Origin of the sequence: Plantactinospora sp. BB1 (genome assembly GCF_003030385.1) — a bacterium.
Lineage (GTDB): Bacteria > Actinomycetota > Actinomycetes > Mycobacteriales > Micromonosporaceae > Plantactinospora.
In genome coordinates this window covers 7,166,011-7,185,229 of the sequence record NZ_CP028159.1, presented here as the reverse complement: position 1 = coordinate 7,185,229, position 19,219 = coordinate 7,166,011, and the positions used below count along the sequence as shown (strand labels likewise).

The following is a 19,219-nucleotide window of genomic DNA, read 5'->3' as shown; positions in this document are numbered from 1 at the left end:
CGGACGGGAGCCAGCCGGCGTGATGGTCGTGGAGGGCGCGCACGCTCCGGCGCGCCCTCCACCCGCACCGGGCCGGCGCCCGGTCGGCCGGGGCTCTCGGGCCGGTCAGCCGGCCGACGTCCGATCGGCCGGGGTCTTCGGGCCGGTCAGCCGGCCGACGTCCATTCGGCCAGGGCTCTCGGGCGGTCAGCCGGCCTGGCAGAGTTGGCCGTTGAGGGTGATCCGGTCCGGCTGGAAGGTCCCGGCGGCGAGATATCCGATGGTCACCGTCGCACCCGGGGCGATCACCGGGTTCCAGCCGAGGTTCCGGGTGGTGACGACCCCGCCGACGTGGCTGACCAGCGCCGCGTTCCAGATGGCGGTGATCCGCTGCGAGTCCGGCAGCGCCCAGGTCAGTGTCCACCCGTCGACCGGGGTGGCGGCGACGTTCCGGACCGAGATCCAGACATCCGCGCCGCCGCGCTGGGCCCGGGCCGTGCAGGTCGGCGCCGGCCCGGTGGTCACGGCGACCTGGTTGGAGAGCGCCGATTGGTTGCCGGCCTCGTCCACCGCGCGCACCGCGAACCGGTACGCCGTGCGCGGCGCCAGCCCGGAGACCGTCAGCGCGGTAGTGGGATAGGCGGGCGGCAGCATGGGGACCCGTCCCACCACGCTGGTCTCCCCGGTCGGCCCGATCGACAGCACCTCGTACCTGGCCAGCAGCACGTTGTCGGTGGAGGGGTTCCAACGCAGGCCGACGCTGCTCTCCCCGACCTCCGCCACGGTGAGCGACCCGGGTGGGGTCGGCGGCTGGCTGTCGCCCGGCGGCAGGGTGAAGCGCAGCGACGGCGGCGCCGTCGACCGGTTGCCGGCCGCGTCGACCGCCCAGACCCCGAAGGTGTACGTCCGGGACGGCTGCATGCGGGTGAGCACGATGCTGTTGGTGGGGGTCCGGTGCAGCATCGCGATGTCGGTGAAGATCTGCGAGACGTGGTATTCCACCACCCCCACGTTGTCGCTCGACGGTGCCCAGGTGAGTTCGACGGAGTTGGTGGTGGCGGCGACGACCGTGATCGGGCCGGGCGTGCTGGGCGGTTCGGTGTCCTCGGCCGCCGCGTGCGCGGCGGGCCCGCCGGTGACGGTCAGGGCGGCGACGAGGACGGCCAGGATCAGGGTACGGGCCGGGCGGGACGGACGACTGCGCACGGAATCCTCGCTCTCGGTCACCAACGCCGGTACCGGCGCCGGATATTCATCTTGAGCGATGGATTTCGGCCCCGGATCCCCCGGCCGGGCAGTACTTCACCGGCGGCGGGTGACCGGAGCCCCCGCCGGCCCCGGTCACCCGGACGTCGTTCCCCGCCCCCGTCGCGGGGTACGACGTCAGAACTCAGCCGACGGCGCGGCGCAGGTGGGAGACGCAGGCCCGGTCCAGCGCCGCGAAGCTCTCGCCGAGAGACTCCCGGGTCGCCGGCTCGTAGTTGGCCGAGCCCTCGCTCACCATCGCGTACCACCACCTGAAGAGCTTGGCCTCGCCGTGCCGGTCGGCCACGCAGGTCATCGTCAGGTGGTTCATCAGGTAGAAGACCCGCGCCTCGGCGTCGGAGGAGGTGCTGGCGAGCCGGGGAAGCTGGATGCTGCCCCGCCACTGGCCGCCGCGCAGGTGGGCACGCACCTCGGTGAGCTGGGCCCGAGCCGGCGGCCTGCCGCCCCACTGGATGTACTCGGCGATCCCCTCGACCAGCCACTGGTGGATGCTGCCGAGGATGTCGTCGGTCCCGGGCACGGTGATCACGTGCCCGAACTCGTGGCGCAGCGTACTGAGCAGCCCGGCACGGTCGCGCATCTCGGCCATCTGCACCACCACGTTGCTGGGCGTCTTGCCCGCGCCGTACGCGTAGGCCGCCGCCCACTCCGGAGCCGTCCCGCCCCGCCAGGTGCGCCACTCCCCCGCACCGGCCAGGAAGACGATGTAGCGCTCGGGCACCTCCCGTCCGGCGAGCCGGCCGTACCGGTCGACGACCGACGCGGCCTGGTCACCCGCCGACACCGCCTCGGCGAGCCGCTCGGTCTCGCCCGGCGCGGCGGCCACGATCACCCGCCGCCCCTCCCGGACGGTCAACCCGCCGTCCTCCCACGGCAGTGGACGGGAACCGTAGCGATCGCGTTCGGCGGCCCGGGATCCGGTGATGGTGACGGTCTGCTCGTCCGGCCCCCACCGCACGGTCAACTCCTGGGTCAACTGCGGAGCCTCGGGACCGACGAACCTGGCCGGCGGGCACTTCGGTACGGCGAGACAGTAGGCGACGGTGACGTCGGTGCTGGTCTCCTCGCCCCGCTTCAGCAGGGGCCGGACCACCGGCCTCGCCTGCCACGAGGAGACCCGCAGCGCGCGAAGTGTCCTGAACTGGCTGCGGTACGCCTCCCGCAGCTGCGCGTCGTCCGGGTCGAGCGGCGCCAGCCAGCCCTGCTCGTCGCCCCGGAGCAGCGCCTCGCCCTGCGCGCTGAGCAGCTGCTCCAGTCTCTCGCCCGGCTGCACGTAGCCGCTCTGCCCCGACGTCGGTGGCAGTACGACGTCGGGGCCCGAGTGGACCGCCTGGCTGGCCACCAACCGCACCAGCGAGACCACCCCGACCAGCAGCAGCACGCCCGCTGCCGCGCCCACCGCCAGCCAGCGCCCCACCGACCAGCCGGTCGGGCCGGCGGACCGGGGCGCGGGCGGCCGGCCCGGGTATCCCGGCCAGGGCGCCGCCGGATGACCGGGATGCGGAGCCGGCGGCGGGTACCGCGGTGCCGCCGGGTACCGGGCTGGTGGCGGCGGGTACTGCGGTGTCGGGTGACCCGGTGCGGATGGTCGGTCCTGGTCGGGCACGGTCTCCCCGTTCCTCAGACGGTGCGGCGGATGTAGGAGAGGCAGGCGCGTTCCATCGCCGCCCAGCTCTCGCCGAAGTGCTTGCGGGTCGCCTGGTCGTCGTCGACCTCGCCGTGGACCACGTCGATCCACCAGCGGAACAGCTTCGGCTCACCGTGCCGCTTGGCCAGGCAGCTCATGGTCAGATAGTTCAGGCCGTAGAAGGCGTCCACCTCCACGTCCTCCGCCTCCACGTCCAGCGACGGCAACTTGATCGTCCGCGGCCAGCCCTTCTGACGCACGTACTGTCGGATGGCGCCCATCCGTGGCGTACGGGACGCCGGCTCGCCCGACCGACCGATGTACTCCGCGATCCCCTCCACCAGCCACTTGTCGAACACCGACGTGCCGTAGGGGTCGGAGCCGGTCGCCGTGACCACGTGCCCGAACTCGTGTCGCAGGATCGTCTCCATGTAGTCCCGGTCGACCCGACTCATCCGCATCACCACGTTGCTGGTCATCAGGCCCACCCGATAGGCGTATCCGCTGACCCACTTGCCCTTCTTGCCACCCCGCCAGGCGTTCCACTCCGTCTCGCCGGCCAGGAAGACGATGTAGTGGGTGGGCGGCTCACGCCCGGCGAGCCTGGCGTAGCGGTCGACGATCGGGGCGGCCCGGTCGGCGGCGGCGACCACCTCACCGAGCCGGCTCAGTTGGCCGGCGGGGGCGGCCACGATCACCCGCCGCCCCTCCCGTACGGTCAGCCGCTCGCTCTCCCAGGGCAGCGGGCGCGCCTCGAACCGGTCCCGCTCGGCCGCCTTCGACCCGGTGACCAGAATCGTGCCGTCCTCGCCCCACCGGACCCTCAGGTCCTGGGTGAACTGCGCAGCCTCGCCGTACAACTGCTTGAACTCCGGGCACCTGGGGGTGCCGAAACAGTAGGCGACCATCATCCGCGCCTCGGTCTCTCTGCCGAGCACCACTATCGGCGGGATGCCCATCCTGACCTGCCAGGCCGAGACCTTCAGCGCCCGCAGCACCGTGAACTGGCTGCGATAGTGCTCGTAGAGCTTCCGGTTGCCCGGGTCGATCGGGGCCAGCCAGCCCTGCTCGTCACCACGGAGCAGCGCCTCCCCCTGCGCCTTGAGCATCTCCTCCAACCGGTCCGCCGGATGCACCGAGCCCTCCGGTGACGCCGAAGCGGACGGCTGGTCCGCGACCACCGGGGCGTCGCCACCCCTGCCGACGACCACCGTCACCGCACCCACCAGCAGTACGACCAGGACAGCGGCACCCACCGCCAGCCAGAGCTTGTACGACCGCCGCCCGCCACCCTGCGGCGGCACTCCGCTCACCGGTCCCGCCCCCGGCGGCGCCATCCGCCCGGGCGTCATCTGCCCGGGCGGTACCTGCCCAGGCGGCGCTTGATATGCCGGCGGCAGCCCCGGATAGCCCACCGCCGGTGGCGGGTTGCCCGGTGCCGACGGAGGACTCGGATAACCCGCTGCCGGTGGCGGGTAGCCCGGTGCTGGTGGCGGATAGCCGGCGGCGGGCGGCCGATGCCCCGGCGGCGCTCCGTCCGGCTTGGAGTGTCCCTCGCCAGGCACCGGCCAGTGGTCGTTCATTGCTTCCCCCCGGATCCTGCCCGGCACGGAAGTCGCCGAGACAATCCCTGATCCTGGAGTTGCACTCGATAGATCGGCGATACGCCGCGTATCGATCCGCCGCAGCCTCCGGCCAGCCCGGTCGGTGCCGTGCCGCCCCAACGGCTTCCGCCGGATGTGCCGTGGTCGGCTACTCGCTGATCAGGTCGAGGCAGCGGCGGCGCGGAGAGCCGGCCGAGAGGTCGAACGCACCCGTCCGGGCCAGCCGATCATCGGGTCGCAGCGGTCCCGTCAGCTCCCGGGGTTGAAGAGACCGCTCCGGACCCCGTCGAGAAAGGCCGTCCAGCCGGCGCCCCGGTAAACGAGTACCGGCCCGCTCCGTTCTTGCTGCCGCCGGACCACGATGACGACGACCAGGACGTCGTTGACGAGAACACCTGACGACGGCCGAGGTGGTCAGTCGCCGGTCAGGTCACGGCGGACGGCGACCACCGCGCCGAGCAGGGCCAGCACCGTCCAGCCGACGGCGATCAGCAGGCTGGTCCGGTCACCACCGCCGGCACCCAGGAAGGCCGAGAACGGCAGCGGCGCGGAGAGCCGGCCGAGCAGGCCCTCGACGAAGACGAACCAGCCGGCGTACCCGAGGAACAGCCAGGTGGGTCGGCGTACCACCGCCGCGTTGGCGGCGCCGAAGACCGCCATCACCGGCGCCAGGACCAGGGTGTTCCGGTACTGCGTCAGGTCGCCCTTGGCCAGCACGGTCACCCCGCTGACGGCGGCGAACCCGACCGCCACGACCACGCCCGCCACGATCTGCCCCAGCAGGGTCGGCAGCCGACCCGGTCGGGCCAGATGGAGCAGCACGGCCGTACGGTGTTGGTAGTGCTGGGTCACGCCCAGTACGGCGAGGCCGAACGCGCCCATCCCGGCCAGCAGCGCCCAGGCGTCGACGTTCACCGCGCCGAAGAGCGCACCCAGCACGCTGAACACGGCGATCGAGATCCAGCTCGACCGGATCGTCGCCACCCGGTACAGCTCGCTGCGGACCAGTGCGATCATCAGGCCGCCGCCAGGTTGAGGAAGATCTGTTCGAGGTTCGGGGCGTCGCTGGTCAGCTCGTAGATCGGTACCCGCGCCTGGAAGGCGATCTCGCCCGCCTCCTCCGGCGAGAGGCCCAGCACCTCCAGCACGTACCCGTCCGAGCTGACCCGGCCGCCGGCCCGCTCGAACGCCTGCCAGAGCCGACGCGGGTCACGGCCCCGGATCCGCAGCCGGCGGGTGGTGCCGCCGTACAGCTCGGCGAGCGGGGCCGCCCGCCTGACCCGGCCCTTGGCGATGATCACCACGTCGTCGATGAGCTGGGCCAGCTCGGCCAGCAGGTGGCTGGAGATCAGGACGGTGCCGCCCGCCCGGGCACGCTCGCGCAGCAGCTCCCGCAGCCAGGCGATCCCCTCCGGGTCGAGACCGTTCGCCGGCTCGTCCAGGATCAGCACCGGCGGGTCGCCGAGCAGCGCGGTCGCCACCGCGAGCCGCTGCCGCATGCCGAGCGAGTAGTCGCCGGTGCGCTGGTCGGCGGCGTGCGCGAGGCCGACGTACTCGACCAGGTGGTCGACCCGGGACCGGCCGGCGCCGGCCAGGATCGCCTGGGCCACCAGGTGCGCCCGGCCGGTCTGGCCGGGGTGGCTGATGCCCTGTTCGAGGACGGCACCGACCTGCCGCAGCGGCTGCGCCAGATCCCGGAACCGCCGCTTGTTGATCAGCGCCCGGCCGGAGGTCGGCCGGCTCAGCCCGAGCAGCATCCGCAGCGTCGTGGTCTTGCCCGAGCCGTTCAGCCCGAGGAATCCGGTCACCCGGCCCGGCACGGCGGTGAACGTCACCCCGTCCACGGCCCGGACCCGCCGGTACTGCTTCGTCAGTTCGATGGCCTCGATCATCGCGGCCATTCTTACCCGACCGGGCGGCGCAGCGGGGGCGGCCCGCGTCCGCTTCCCGACCCGGCGGGCCGCTACATGCGCTGGAGTTCGCCGGTGTCGTCGAGTTCGCGCACCCCGGCGGCACCGCCGAACTCGCGCTCGACCATCTGCTGGAAGGCCGGCGGAACCGGCCGACCGGTCGCCGCGTAGAGGCGCTTGATCGCCGCACCGGGACGGCGGATGTCGTCCAGCATTCCCGGGTTGATCCGGTCGAACTCCGCCTCGATCAGCCGGGTGGCCGTTTCGCCGACCGTCTCGTTGCGGCTGTTGGCGAGCATGACCAGCAGGTCGTGCAGTTCGCCGTCGATCACCAGCGCCCGCTCCCCGTCGTCCATGGCCTCACGCTAAGCCCGCTCACCCCGGCCGGGACCCCGATCGACCGGAGTGGCGACCGGCGGGGCCAGCGAGCCGAACGGGGTCCCACGGGCCGAACGGGCCTAGCGCGCCCAGCGGGTTTAGCGGGCTCAGGGTGACTGTCGGGCACGGGGTGACGGGGGTGTGCGCCATGATGCTCCGGTGACCGGACAGCAGGCACCGACCGCCGTACGGCCGGCGTCGACCGCCGGGGGCGGCCCCACCGAGCGGCCGGCCGGGGTGGTGCTGGAGGCGGTACTGGAGCGGATCACCTACGCCAACGAGGAGACCGGCTACACCATCGCCCGGTTCGCCACCGAACGCAGCGGCCCCGACCTGCTGACCGTGGTCGGCTCGCTGCTCGGGGTGCAGCCCGGCGAGAGCGTACGGCTGGTCGGGCGCTGGGGCACACACCCGAAGTACGGGCGGCAGTTCGAGGTGCAGTCGTACACGACGGTGCTGCCAGCGACGGTCCAGGGCATCGAGCGGTACCTCGGCTCGGGGCTGATCAAGGGGATCGGCCCGAAGATGGCCGAACGGATCGTCGGGCACTTCGGCGTCGACACCCTGCGGGTGATCGAGGAGGAGGTCGGGCGGCTGGTCGAGGTCCCCGGGCTCGGGCCGAAGCGGACGAAACTCATCGCCGCCGCCTGGGTCGAGCAACAGTCCATCAAGGAGGTGATGGTCTTCCTCCAGGGCGTCGGCGTCTCCACCTCGCTGGCCGTACGCATCTACAAGAAGTACGGCGACGGCTCCATCTCGGTCGTCCGCAACGAGCCGTACCGGTTGGCCGCCGACGTCTGGGGGATCGGCTTCAAGACCGCCGACACCATCGCCCAAGCGGTCGGCATCCCGCACGACAGCCCGCAGCGGGTCCGGGCCGGCATTCAGTACACCCTCTCCGAGGCCGCCGACGCCGGGCACTGCTACCTGCCCGAGCCGAACCTGGTCGCGGACGCCGCCGAGATCCTCGGGGTCCCCGTCGAACTGGTCCGAGACTGTCTGGCCGACCTCGCCGCCGACGAGGGTGTGGTCCGGGAGGCGGTGCCGAACCCGAGCGCCGAGGGCGGCACCATTCCGGCGGTCTACCTGGTGCCGTTCCACCGGGCCGAGTCGGCGCTCGCGGCGAGCCTGCTCCGGCTGCTGCACCACCGTGACGACCGGATGCCGGCCTTCGCGACCGTGGACTGGGCGAAGGCGCTGGCCTGGCTGCGTACCCGGACGGGTGCCGAACTGGCCCCCGAGCAGGAGGCCGCGGTCCGGCTCGCCCTGACCTCGAAGGTCGCGGTGCTGACCGGCGGACCCGGCTGCGGCAAGTCGTTCACCGTCTCCTCGGTGATCACACTCGCCGCCGCCAAGGGGGCGAAGATCGTGCTGGCCGCGCCGACCGGCCGGGCCGCGAAGCGGATGACCGAACTGACCGGGCATCCGGCCGCGACCGTGCACCGGCTGCTGCAACTGCGCCCCGGCGGCGACCCGACGCACGACCGGGACAACCCGATCGACGCCGACCTGGTGGTGGTGGACGAGGCGTCGATGCTCGACCTGATCCTGGCGAACAAGCTGGTCAGGGCGGTCGCACCCGGCGCGCACCTGCTGCTGGTCGGCGACGTCGACCAACTTCCCTCGGTCGGGGCCGGCGAGGTGCTCCGGGACGTGCTCGGCGCCGGGTCGATCCCCCGGGTCCGGCTGACGAAGATCTTCCGGCAGGCGCAGCAGTCCGGGGTGGTGGTGAACGCGCACCGGATCAACGCCGGTCAGTCCCCGCTGCTCGGCGAATATCCCGACTTCTTCCTCTTCCCGGTGGACGAGCCGGAGGCCACCGCCGACCTGGTGGTGGACATCGTCGCCCGCCGGGTGCCGCGCAAGTTCGGCCTGAAGCCCCGGGACATCCAGGTGCTCACCCCGATGCACCGGGGCCCGGCCGGCGCCGGCAGCCTGAACACCGCGCTGCAACAGGCGATCTCGCCCTATCGGGAGGGGCAGCCGGAGCGCCGGCACGGCGCCCGGGTCTTCCGGGTCGGCGACAAGGTCATCCAGATCAGGAACAACTACGACAAGGGCGCCGCCGGGGTCTTCAACGGCACCGTCGGGGTGGTCACCGAACTGTCGGTCGAGGACCGGAAACTCACCGTCCGCACCGACGAGGCCGAGGAGATCGGGTACGACTTCGACGAACTCGACGAGCTGCAACACGCGTACGCCATCACGGTGCACCGGTCCCAGGGCAGCGAGTACCCGGCGGTAGTCATCCCGGTGACGATGAGTTCCTACACGTTGTTGCAGCGCAACCTGCTCTACACGGCGGTGACCCGGGCCCGGAAGCTGGTGGTACTGGCCGGCTCGCGCAAGGCGCTGGCGATCGCGGTCCGTACCGCCGGCACCGGCCGCCGGCACACCGCACTCACCCACCGGCTCGGCGGGCTCGACCTTGCTGTGACGTGAATCACGGGTCCGTTCTCGACCGATAACGCGGCGATGTCTCGTTAGGACTCTTGCCGTCCGGCGTACGCCCGCCGCGCCGGCCCGAGTGTCCCCCTGTCACCGGACGGAACAACATGTCGCACACACCGGTCAGAGTCGAGATCTTCCCGACCGACGGCACCGATCCCCGCCAGATCGGCCCGAGTCGGCGGCTCACCACCCTGCTACAGGAACGCGCCGACGACATCGGCACCGCCGTCCGGGACATCTCCCGGATGCTGCGCGAGTCGGTGCAGACCGAACCCGACGACACCGGATTCCGGGTCTCGACCGTGACCTCGACCTTCGGGCTGAGCCTCGCCACCAGCGGCGGCGTCGTCGTCACCCGGGCGTCGGCCGAGGTCTCGTTCGAGGTCACCCTCACCATCGAACGTGCCTGAGCCGTCGTGCCGTCCCGGAACTCCTACCTGGTCAGGATCCGTCCGCGCGACAAGCCCGACGCGACACCCGGGTACACCGTCGGGTTCCTGGTCAGCAGCCACTGGGTGATCACCGCAGGGCACTGCCTCGCCCGGCTCGCCCAGGACGAACCGGTGACGATGACCGTGGCCGGCAGCGGAACGGTGGACGGGCGGGTGGTGCGGATCGCCCAACGCGACGACCTCGGCCTGATCTGCGTCACCGGCACGCTGCCCCGGGCCGTCGTCCGGCCGGTGCTGGCCAGGGCGGCCGACAACGACGGCTGGGTGGCACCGGCCCGGCCGGAGGCCAGCCCGCACCGGTTGACGGGATCGGTGCTCAACGCCGACCTGCGACACCGCTGCACCGGCGGCGGCGAGATCGCGGCGCTCGAACTCAAGGTCGAGCAGGAACTCGGCGACTACCGGGGCTACAGCGGCGGTCCGGTCGAGCGGGTACGACGCCCCTCCGACGAGCCCGGCCCGCCGGCCGTACTCGGCATGCTCGTCGAGCAGGCACCGAAGTGGAACCACTCCGGCGACGCCACCAACGTACTGATCGCGGTGCAGGCCGAGTACGCCCTCGCCGAACTCGACGTCCTCGCCGACGCCCGCCGGATCGCCCAGGAGAACACCCGGGCACTGCAACGGGCGTACGACGCCGAACCGGTCGGGCTGACCGAGGAACTCCGGGAACTCAACGTGATGGGTGACCAGCTCGACCGCATGATCAGTCGGGGCCTGCTGGGGCGCCGCAAGGCCCGCCGTTTTCTGCACAAGGTGCTGGACCGGACCCTCCGGTACTGGATCGCCAGGAGCAGCCGTGACCAGATCCGCACCTGACGACCTCGTACTCGACGAGCTGCTGCCCCGGGCCATCGCGGAGGCCGAGGCGGCGTTGCGGCGGCCGGGCCGGGGCCGGGCCGGGTTCGACCCGCTGCGGCCGGCGCTGAGTTCGCTGGCCGCCTTCGACACGAAGCGGAACCCCGGCGCCGTGCACCGGCTCGCGATGCTGCTCACCCGGCTCGGCCTGCACGCCGAGGCCGGACGGCTGCTCGACTGGGCGGCCTGGCGGACCACCCGGGGCAGCGACGCCTGGCTGGCCACCGAGAACGTCCGGGCGATCCTCGCCGCGGCCCGGGGCGACCGGGACCGGGCGGCGATCCTGCTCGACCTGGCCCTGCGGACCACCGACCGGCTCTCGGTGACCAGCGCGAAACTCCACGCCAACCTCGCCGTCCTCTGCCTGGAGACCGGCGAGTCCGGCCGGGCCGCCCGGCACGCGACCGCCGCGCTGACCGCCGCGATCGCCACCGACCGCCCGGCGGAGTGGCCGGCCGACCTGCTGGCCAGCGCGGAAACCAGCGCCATGCAGGCGATCGAACGGTCCGCCACCGATCCGCCGGGTACCGCGCAGGAGTTGCGGGACCTCGCCGAGACCCAGTTCGCGCTGGCGATGCGGCGCCGACGGCTCGACCTCGTGGAGTCGGCGATCGAGGTGATGGAGCTGGCCGGTCAGCACCTGACCGCCCGACTGCCGGCCGGCCATCCGGAGGCGGTACGGCTGGGCGAGGAACTCGCCACCGCCGAGCAGCGGTACGCCGACCTGCGCGCGGCGAACCCCGCCACCCCGGCCGACGCGACCGCACCGACCGCCGCCGCCGGCCACCCGACCGCCGCCGGCCCGCCGGACGCGGTCGCCCCGGACGCGCCACCCGGCACCCCGCCGGATCGGGGCAGGCTCGGCGTGCCGGAGGCGTACCACTGGGTGGTGGAGCGCTATCTGGACAGCGTCTTCCGGTTCGTCTACTACCGGGTCGGTGACCGGCGGCTCGCCGCCGAACTGACCTCGACCGCCGTACGCCGCGTGCTGCACCGGATCGACACGTTCGCTGGCCCCGACCGTGAGCTGGGCGCCTGGCTGATCGGCACCGCCCGGGAGGTACTGGCCGATCACCGTCCGGGCGACCGGCCACCGGTCGACGACCCGGACCACCCGGCCCGGGACGGCGCCGCCGAGCTGGTGAACGGCCCGCTGCTGGCCGCACTCCGGCACCTCGACCCGGAACAGCGGGACTGCCTCGTCCTCCGCTTCCTCCAGGCATTCTCGCTGGCGGAGACCGCCCGGGCGATGGGGCAGGCCGAGAGCCGGATCCGGGCGGTACAGCACCGGGGGGTCCGGGCACTGACCCGGCTGCTGCCGCCCGGGCCGCCGCCGCCCTGGTCGGACCTGACGCGGCGCCGGGTGCACCAGGGCCGGTACCTGCTGCGCAGGCTGCTCCGCCCCAGCCCGCCCGACCTGTTCCGGGGCGACGGCGAGGACAGCGCGCCCGCCGCCGGCCCGGGCGTCGTGCACGGTGCCGACCGGCTGATCGTGCTCGGGCTCCAGCTCCGGGCCATCCCGACCTCGCCCGCCAGCTGCCCTGCCCCCACGAGCCCCTGCCGGCAGCACCCGACCGGCTGTCCGCCGGCACTCCTGCCGCCGGACGCCGACGCCCGGCTCCGGAGCATGCTGCTGGCGATCGTCGGTGGAGCGGCCGTCACGATGGCCGGTGCCGACGACAGCGGCGCCGCACCGGGTACGCCCGGCGGTGCCGCCCGGAGCGGATCCCGGATCGTCGTGCCGGGGCGGGCCGGGTCCGGGCGGGGCGCTGAGGAGGGCGGACTCCGCCCGAGGCGGAGAAAGACATCGACAGACGTTTCCGTATCTGGCGCCGGGTGCGTACGGTGGCGCCATGAGGCAGCCCGGTGACCGTGCCCCCGCACCCGGACCGCTAGCGCTGGTGCAGGACCTGTTGAACACCGTCGACATCGAGGCGGGCCGGGACCGGCTGCGCACGATCGCCGAACTCACCGCCTTCGCCGCCGCGCACGGCGCGACCGGACTCAGCTTCACCGACTCCGACGTGACGGAGACCCGTCGGTTCCGGGAGGCGTTACGGGACGCCTGCCGGGGGCACACCGGCAACGAGGTGCCGAGCGCCTCCGCCGCCGCGCTGCGGTACACCCTCGCCACGTCCCCGCTGCTGCTCACCATCGACGCCACCGGGGCGGCCCGGGCGGTGCCGGCGACCGGGCTCGGCGGGTCGGCGGCGTTGATCGCCGAGGTGGCGGCGGCGATCCTGAACGCCGCCACCGCCGGCACCTGGCCCCGGTTGAAGGCCTGTGCGGCACACCGGTGCCAGTGGGTCTACTACGACCACAGCCCGGCCGGGCGCGGTCGGTGGTGCACGATGAGCGTCTGCGGCAGCCGGGCGAAGATGCGCGTCTACCGGGCCGGCCGTTCGGTGGGCCCGTCTGCCGGCTGACCTCGCCGGCCCGGCCCGCCGCACCCGATCGGCGTTTCCGGACGGGACGGCCGCGCCGCCCCGTCCGGAGATCCGCGACCGGTCAGGCGGCCGGCTTCTCGTCGCCCGGAGTCACCAGTACGACCCGGCGGCGCCGGGCGAGCAGGAACAGCGCCCCGCCGAGCAGTACGACGCCGGCTCCGACGCCGCCGACCAGGCCGGCCTGGACACCGGTCACCGGAAGGCCGCCACCGCCACCGCCGGTACCGTCACCCGAGGGCGCCCCGATGTGCGCCCGGAAGGTGTCGGTGTTGTCGGCCGGGTCGGCGTCGTCGACCTGCTTCGCCGACATCCCCTTGGCGCCCTCCGGCAGTCCGGTGCTCCGGCTCCGGGCCACCGAGGCCGGATCGACCCCGTCCTCGACGGCGAGGGCGCTGCTGAACATCTCGCCGCCCCGGGCGACGACCGGGCCGGGAGCGTCCTCGGCGACCTTCACCGGGAAGACGATTCCGACGGCGGAGATGACGTCGTCGGAGTCGTCGGTGTCCCGGTCGGCGGGGACCAGGGTGATCTGGTCGTAGTCGCAGGTGACCGTCCGGTTGCCGGCCGAGTACTCGCAGCCCGGCTCGACCTCGTCGAAGGTCAGGTACTGCGGCAGGGTGACCCGCACCCTGACGCCCTTGGCGATGGTGTCACCGAAGTTGGCGACCACCCCGAAGGTCAGGGTACGGCCACCCGGCGGCACGGGCCGGTCGGTGAACTCGCCCTCCTCGGTGACCTGGTGGACGTCGTCGGCGTAGACCGCCAGGTCCACCCCGATCGCCGGCACCTCGACCTCGACCTTCGCCGAGTTGTTCGTCTGGTCCGGGTCGGTCTCCGAAACCGCGGTGACCGTGTAGGAGCCCGCCTTGCCGTGCTTGCCGGGCACCTTCGTCAGGGTGAACGGGGTGGGCTGGGCGAGGCTGTGCCCCGGGGCGAGGCCCATGGTGGAGCAGCGGATCTTCTCGCCGGTCAGCTCGCAGCCGAGGTGCAGGTGGTCGCCGAGCGTCACCACGCTGTCGTCGAGGCCGCTGAGGTCGTACTCGAACTGCCAGCCCGCGGCGTCGCCCGGGCCCTTGTTCAACGCCACCGCCCGGTGCGCGGCCAGCGGTTCGCCGACCGCGACGGAGTCGGACGAGACGGTCAGCTCCAGGTCGGCACCGACGTCCGCGTGGGCGGCGCCGCCGATGGCGATCATCGCGCCGCTGGTGAACAACGCCAGGCCGCCCGCGCCGGCCCGGGCCAGCAGGCGCCGGGTACGCAGCTTCATGGTTCCCCCGAATTGCAGAGTCGATCGGATGACCGACGTACGGTACCGGTCACCAGGGGGAACGGGCCGTCCCGGTGATCCTCTGCCCAGCGGGGGCACCCGGAGCGGCGCCGGATTGCGGCGCATTTGCGGCGGCGTGCCGGGCGGCCCGTCGAGTGATCGGCCAGAAACCTCGACCGGCCAGCCGGCCGACCGCTCCACCGTCCGGAGGAGACGCTCCGGACGGCGGCGGCCCTCGTCGGTCGGAGCCCGGCCCGCGCCGTCCGGCCGCACGGCTCGGCGTCGCCGCTGTCCAGGCGCACGGGTTGGCGTCGCCGTCGTCCAGGCGCACGGATCGGCGTCGCCGCTGTCCAGGCGCACGGATCGGCGTCATCGCCGTCCAGCCGCACGCCTCGGCGTCATCGCCGTCCAGCGCACGGCTCGGCGTCGCCGCTGTCCAGGCGCACGGATCGGCGTCGCTGCCGTCCCGCCGCACGGGTCGGCGGCGGTGCCGGGTGGCCGGGTGGGTCGGCGGGGTCGCGCGGGTCAGCTCAGTGCCAGGGTGCCCAGCGTGCCGAGGACGAGGAACGGGCCGAACGGCAGGTGGCCGCCCCAGCCGATCCGGCGGGTGGCCAGCAGGGCCAGCCCGCACAGTGCCGAGGAGCCGAAGGTCAGCAGCGTGCCGAGCAGCACCGCCGGCCAGCCGAGCCAGCCGAGTACGGCGACCGCGCTCAGCGCCAGCTTGGCGTCGCCGAGCCCGAAGCCCCGGCGGCCGAGCAGCAGGGTGGTGCCGGCGAGGAAGAGGGCCGCGCCGAGCCCGGCCAGTACGGCCCGGCACCAGGCCGTGGGGTCGCCGGCCAGCAGGGCGGCCAGGCCGAGCAGGGCGAGGGTGCCGACGGCGGCGGCATAGCTGAGCCGGTCCGGCAGCCGGTGTACGGCCAGGTCGACGAAGAGCAGCGGCACGGCACACGCGGCCCACCAGCCGAACGCGATCGACTCGATCGGCGATCGTCCGGCCACGACCACCGCCGCCACGGCGAGGAGCAGGGCGAACTCGACGGCCAGCGGCGGGGCGCCGATCCGGCCGCCGCAGCCGGGGCAGCGGGGCGACGGGGCGAGCGCGCGCAGTGACCCGGCGGGGCCGATCGGGACGCCACAGTGGTCACAGCCTGAGCGGCGCGGGTGGCCGTACGGGACCGACTCGGCGGCGACGAGCCAGCGCAGTACCGGGGCGACGGTGAGCAGCGCGAGCCACCGGACCGGCCGGCGTGCCGCCGCTCCGGCCGGCTGCACCGGGGTACGCGGTGTCGCGGTGTTCCGCATCTCGACCTCCCGTTCGGCGGCGGCCCGGTACGCCCGGATCCGGGGCAACCCAGAACACGCAGAGTAACTTCATGATCGCTGTTTCCGGATCTCCGCTGGCCCGGCGAGCCGACGCCCACCGACCGGACGGCGACGGGGCGGCGCCGCGACGAGAACCACCGAACCCCGGCCGACTGTGCGGCAAGCACCGGTACGGAAGCTGTCAGATCATCGTCATCCATGGCATTTCGCTCCCCGGAGCCGGCACAATCGGAGCGGAAGGGGCGGCGGTTCTGCACCGTCCACCAGCTATTGATCAAATAAGCGCCATCGATCGACATCATATGATTGCGATGTCGATCGACAACAGAGATCGTAACCGTACGTATTCTCTCAAATAGCCCCTGTTGTATCGTCGGCGGTCAGCCTATGCTCGCCCTCTGGACGGCGCACAACCGTCGACCGACAGGCGACAAAAAGATCGACTGGCAATACCACACCGAGAATCTAGATCGACTCACCCGAATGTGGATGCAGCGGCGCCGGGCCCGGTCCAGGGCCTCCGGGGCGGAGCGGCCGTGCCCACGTCCCGACCGACGCCACCGGCGGGAGCGACCGGTCAACCCTGCTCAGGTGGGCGGTCAGCGGCGCAGCAGGAGGAGGCACCGTTGCGAACCCGGCAACCGGCGTACCTCTGGAGCACCCTGCTCACGGTGGCGCTGCTCGTCGGCGGCACCGGCTGCGGCAACCGGCCGGGCGGCGCGGCCCCACCCGGCGGCGACGCCGAGCCGGCCGCCAGCGCCGACGCCCGGGCCGCCGAGGCGGAGAAATCCGCCCTGGCCGCCTATGCGGGTTATCTGGCCGCCGTGCGGAAAGCGGAACAGTCCGGCGATCCACTTGATCCGCAACTGCGGAAATATCTCGCCGATCCACTACTGACCCGGGTCAGGCTCACCATTCGCGACGCGAAGGAGCACGGCGCGATGCGTACCGGAAAGCTCGTCTCCAATCCGTCGGTCACCGCGGTCGACCTCGACTCCGACCCGGCCACCGTCTCGATCCAGGACTGCATCGACGCCACCGGCTACCGCCTGGTCTACAAGAAGGACCGGAAGGTGGTACCCGGTTCGGCCAGCGGCCGACATCTCGCCACCGCGACCGCGACCCGCTATCCCGACGGCCGCTGGCTGATCAACGTCGGCGCGGCGCACCAGGACCAGCCGTGCTGACCCGGCGCGGGCCGGCGAGGGGCCTCTTCGGCGTGCCGGCCCGGCGGTCGCTGGCGACCGGTGCCGTGGCCCTGCTCGCCCTGGCCGCCGCGCTGGCGGTGCCCGCCGGTCCGGCCGGGGCCGACCCGGTCGCGGAGTGCCCGCCCGGGCAGGACAACTGCGACGTCTGGGAGCAACTGCCCGGCGAGCCGGGCGACGACGGCGGCGACGGTTCGGGCTCCGGTGACGGCGGCGGCTCCGGCGGCGGCGACCGGGTCTGCGAGAAGGACGACGGCACCGAGGTGCCCTGCTACGACGACGTGCTCGGCTGGTTCAACAGCGTCGACGACTGCTACTACAAGCGGGCCGAGCCGCAGCCGCCGAACGTCGAAGCAGGAAAGACCGCCTACCTGAGGACGTGCAGCGCGGCGGGCAGTTCCCAGGTGGTGGAACTGACCGACCCGCCGACCGGGTTCGCGCCGCCGGACCCCGAGCAGATGGCGCTGAACCTCTTCGCCAGCCTGACCCTGGAGCCGCCGGAGATCCGTACCGCGCCGAGCGACGCGCCCGGCCTGGTCGGCGTGCCGGTCTGGCTGCACGACGCGTCGAGCTGGGAGGACGAGCGGCAGACCGCGACCGAGGGCGGCGTGACGGTCTGGATCGAGGCGATCCCGACGAAGATCGTCTGGCGGATGGGCAACGGCGAGACGGTGGAGTGCGGCTCGGCCGGCATCCCGTTCGAGGCCGGCACCCACGACCCGCGCCAGCCACCCCCGGCGGCCTGCGCGTACCCCGGCTATCCGCGATCGAGCGGCACCGAGCCGGGCGGGCGGTACGAGATCACCGCCGTCAAGCACTGGCGAGTGCCGTGGGGCAGCAGCACCGGTGAGGGTGACGAGGACGCGCTCACTGCCGAACGCTCCGACACGACCTCGATCCGGATCGACGAACTCCAGGTGGTGACGAGGTGACCGTGGCGACCAGTCCGACCACAGGGGCCCCGATCGACGCGCCGATCACCCCGCCCCGGATCGTCCGGCAGCGCCGGATGCGACCCGGGCTGCTCGGCCTCGCCGTACTGCTGATCGCGCTCGGCGGGCTCGGCTCCGCGTTCGCGATCACCTCCGTACGGGCCACCGGCAGCTATCTCGCGGTCGCCCGGGCCGTACCGGTCGGCACGGCGCTCAGCGCCGACGACCTGGTGACGGTGCAGGTGGCCGGCGGTCAGGGCCTCGAACCGGTGGCCGCCGACCGGATCGCCGAGGTGGTCGGCAAGCGGGCCACCGTGACGCTGACCCCGGGCACCCTGCTGACGATGGCGCAGCTCACCGACAAGCCGCTGCTCGGCCCCGGCCAGCAGCAGGTCTCGGTCGGGCTGCGCCCCAGCGAGGTACCGGCGAAGCGGCTCCGCCCCGGCGACAAGGTGCTGCTGTTCAGTACCGCCGGTGACGACGCGCGGGCCGCCGCCGCACCGGCGACCCGGTTCCAGGCCACCGTCATCGACATGGCGACCCCGGCCAGCAACTCGGTGGTCCTCTATCTCGCGCTCGCGGCCAAGGACGTACCGGCGGTGGTGGCACTGGCCACCAGCGACCGGATCGCCGTCGTGCTGAACGCGGCAGCCTGACCGTGGCCATCGTCGCCCTCGTCTCGGCAAAGGGATCGCCCGGGGTCACCACGACCGCCCTCGCCTGCACGCTCACCTGGCACCACCGGGTGGTGCTGGCCGAGTGCGACCCGTCCGGCGGATCGGTGCTGGCCGGCTATCTCGGCGGGGCGCTGCCCGGCCCCCGGGGCATCGGCGAGCTGGCCGTCGGCGAGTTGCGGGACGGCAACCTCGAAGAGGCGTTCTGGTCGCAGCTCGTCGACCTCGACGCGCCCCGACGGGAACGGCTGCTGCTGCCCGGGGTGGTCGACCCGGCACAGGCCGGCAGCGTCGTACCGCTCTGGCAGCGGTTCGCCGACTTCTTCACCGGGCTGGCCCAGGGCCGCCCGGCGTACGACGTGCTGGTCGACTGTGGACGGCTCCAGGTTGTCGGGCCACCGTGGCCGCTGCTCCGGGCCGCCGACCTCGTACTGGTCGTCACCGCCGCCCGGCTGCCGCACCTGTCCAGCACCCAGGCGACGATCCGGGCCATCGAGCGGGACTTCGCCGAACACCGGGTACCGGCCGACACGCTGCGACTGCTGCTGATCGGTGGCGAGCACGGCCGCAGCGAGGTGGGCAAGGCGCTCCGGATCCCGGTCATCGCGCAGTTGCCGGACGACCCGCGTACCGCCGAGGTGCTCAGCCACGGCGGGACGGTACGCGCCAACCGGCCGCTGATGCGCGCGGCCAGCGCCCTGGAGGTGCCGGTCCGGGCGGTGCTCGACCGGCGCCGGGCCCGGCTCGGCTGGCCGGCCGCGATCGAGGGGGTGCCCGGTGCGCTTTGAGCCGGTCTACTCCGATCCGCGTCCCCGCGACCCGGACGCCGCGGCGACCGCCCCGATC

General features: G+C 73.2%; 17 protein-coding genes. 9 read left to right on the top strand and 8 right to left on the bottom strand.

Translation table 11 applies throughout. The features are described from left to right. Positions 1 to 186: 186 nt before the first annotated feature. The 6 genes from C6W10_RS31465 to C6W10_RS31435 all read right to left on the bottom strand — a co-directional run bounded on the left by C6W10_RS31465 (position 187) and on the right by C6W10_RS31435 (position 6,742). On the bottom strand, positions 187 to 1,185 hold the full coding sequence (locus tag C6W10_RS31465; protein WP_159104834.1) for a fibronectin type III domain-containing protein: 999 nt from the start codon (positions 1,183 to 1,185) through the stop codon (positions 187 to 189). 184 nt (positions 1,186 to 1,369) lie between these two features. After that, complete coding sequence (locus tag C6W10_RS31460; protein WP_159104833.1) at positions 1,370 to 2,662, bottom strand: hypothetical protein; 1,293 nt, start codon at positions 2,660 to 2,662, stop codon at positions 1,370 to 1,372. Between the two features lie 203 nt (positions 2,663 to 2,865). After that, positions 2,866 to 4,185, bottom strand: coding sequence for a hypothetical protein (locus C6W10_RS39555; protein ID WP_159104832.1), 1,320 nt, complete (start codon positions 4,183 to 4,185; stop codon positions 2,866 to 2,868). A 705-nt stretch (positions 4,186 to 4,890) separates the two neighbouring features. Beyond that, positions 4,891 to 5,493 (bottom strand): hypothetical protein, encoded by a 603-nt coding sequence (locus C6W10_RS31445; RefSeq protein WP_107262703.1) that lies wholly within the window; start codon positions 5,491 to 5,493, stop codon positions 4,891 to 4,893. Next, positions 5,493 to 6,368 carry an ABC transporter ATP-binding protein gene (locus tag C6W10_RS31440; protein WP_107264434.1) on the bottom strand — a complete coding sequence of 292 codons (876 nt, stop codon included), beginning with the start codon at positions 6,366 to 6,368 and terminating at the stop codon, positions 5,493 to 5,495. The genes C6W10_RS31445 and C6W10_RS31440 overlap by 1 nt, the downstream gene beginning before the upstream one ends. Before the next feature lie 71 nt (positions 6,369 to 6,439). Then, positions 6,440 to 6,742, bottom strand: a complete 303-nt coding sequence (locus C6W10_RS31435; protein ID WP_107262702.1) for a hypothetical protein — start codon at positions 6,740 to 6,742, stop codon at positions 6,440 to 6,442. Between the two features lie 259 nt (positions 6,743 to 7,001). On the opposite strand from C6W10_RS31435, the gene C6W10_RS31430 reads away from it, so the two are divergent. The 5 genes from C6W10_RS31430 (at position 7,002) to C6W10_RS31410 (ending at position 12,951) form a co-directional block, all read left to right on the top strand. Continuing rightward, positions 7,002 to 9,206, top strand: coding sequence for an ATP-dependent RecD-like DNA helicase (locus C6W10_RS31430; RefSeq protein WP_234361979.1), 2,205 nt, complete (start codon positions 7,002 to 7,004; stop codon positions 9,204 to 9,206). A 113-nt stretch (positions 9,207 to 9,319) separates the two neighbouring features. Further along, a complete protein-coding gene (locus C6W10_RS31425; protein ID WP_107262700.1) occupies positions 9,320 to 9,625 on the top strand; it encodes a CU044_2847 family protein in 306 nt (101 codons plus the stop codon). A 6-nt stretch (positions 9,626 to 9,631) separates the two neighbouring features. Further along, complete coding sequence (locus tag C6W10_RS31420; RefSeq protein ID WP_107262699.1) at positions 9,632 to 10,486, top strand: hypothetical protein; 855 nt, start codon at positions 9,632 to 9,634, stop codon at positions 10,484 to 10,486. Next, positions 10,467 to 12,395: a sigma-70 family RNA polymerase sigma factor gene (locus C6W10_RS31415; protein WP_107262698.1), complete on the top strand. Its 1,929-nt coding sequence runs from the start codon at positions 10,467 to 10,469 to the stop codon at positions 12,393 to 12,395. Before C6W10_RS31420 ends, C6W10_RS31415 begins: the two co-directional genes overlap by 20 nt. Beyond that, on the top strand, positions 12,379 to 12,951 hold the full coding sequence (locus C6W10_RS31410; protein WP_107262697.1) for a CGNR zinc finger domain-containing protein: 573 nt from the start codon (positions 12,379 to 12,381) through the stop codon (positions 12,949 to 12,951). Before C6W10_RS31415 ends, C6W10_RS31410 begins: the two co-directional genes overlap by 17 nt. Before the next feature lie 82 nt (positions 12,952 to 13,033). Here the strand turns inward: C6W10_RS31410 and C6W10_RS31405 are convergent, their stop codons facing one another. Together C6W10_RS31405 and C6W10_RS31400 are read right to left on the bottom strand one after the other, a co-directional pair. Beyond that, on the bottom strand, positions 13,034 to 14,239 hold the full coding sequence (locus C6W10_RS31405) for an LPXTG cell wall anchor domain-containing protein (RefSeq protein WP_107262696.1): 1,206 nt from the start codon (positions 14,237 to 14,239) through the stop codon (positions 13,034 to 13,036). 525 nt (positions 14,240 to 14,764) lie between these two features. Next, positions 14,765 to 15,541, bottom strand: coding sequence for an A24 family peptidase (locus C6W10_RS31400; protein WP_107264433.1), 777 nt, complete (start codon positions 15,539 to 15,541; stop codon positions 14,765 to 14,767). 647 nt (positions 15,542 to 16,188) lie between these two features. Here C6W10_RS31400 and C6W10_RS31395 point away from each other — a divergent pair. From C6W10_RS31395 to C6W10_RS31380, 4 genes are read left to right on the top strand one after another with little or no spacing between them, the layout of a single operon-like run. After that, a complete protein-coding gene (locus C6W10_RS31395) occupies positions 16,189 to 16,749 on the top strand; it encodes a hypothetical protein (RefSeq protein WP_107262695.1) in 561 nt (186 codons plus the stop codon). Beyond that, positions 16,743 to 17,699, top strand: a complete 957-nt coding sequence (locus tag C6W10_RS31390; protein ID WP_107262694.1) for a hypothetical protein — start codon at positions 16,743 to 16,745, stop codon at positions 17,697 to 17,699. Before C6W10_RS31395 ends, C6W10_RS31390 begins: the two co-directional genes overlap by 7 nt. Then, positions 17,696 to 18,355 (top strand): SAF domain-containing protein, encoded by a 660-nt coding sequence (locus C6W10_RS31385; RefSeq protein ID WP_107262693.1) that lies wholly within the window; start codon positions 17,696 to 17,698, stop codon positions 18,353 to 18,355. The genes C6W10_RS31390 and C6W10_RS31385 overlap by 4 nt, the downstream gene beginning before the upstream one ends. A gap of 2 nt (positions 18,356 to 18,357) precedes the next feature. Then, a complete protein-coding gene (locus C6W10_RS31380; RefSeq protein WP_107262692.1) occupies positions 18,358 to 19,161 on the top strand; it encodes a hypothetical protein in 804 nt (267 codons plus the stop codon). Positions 19,162 to 19,219 lie beyond the last annotated feature (58 nt).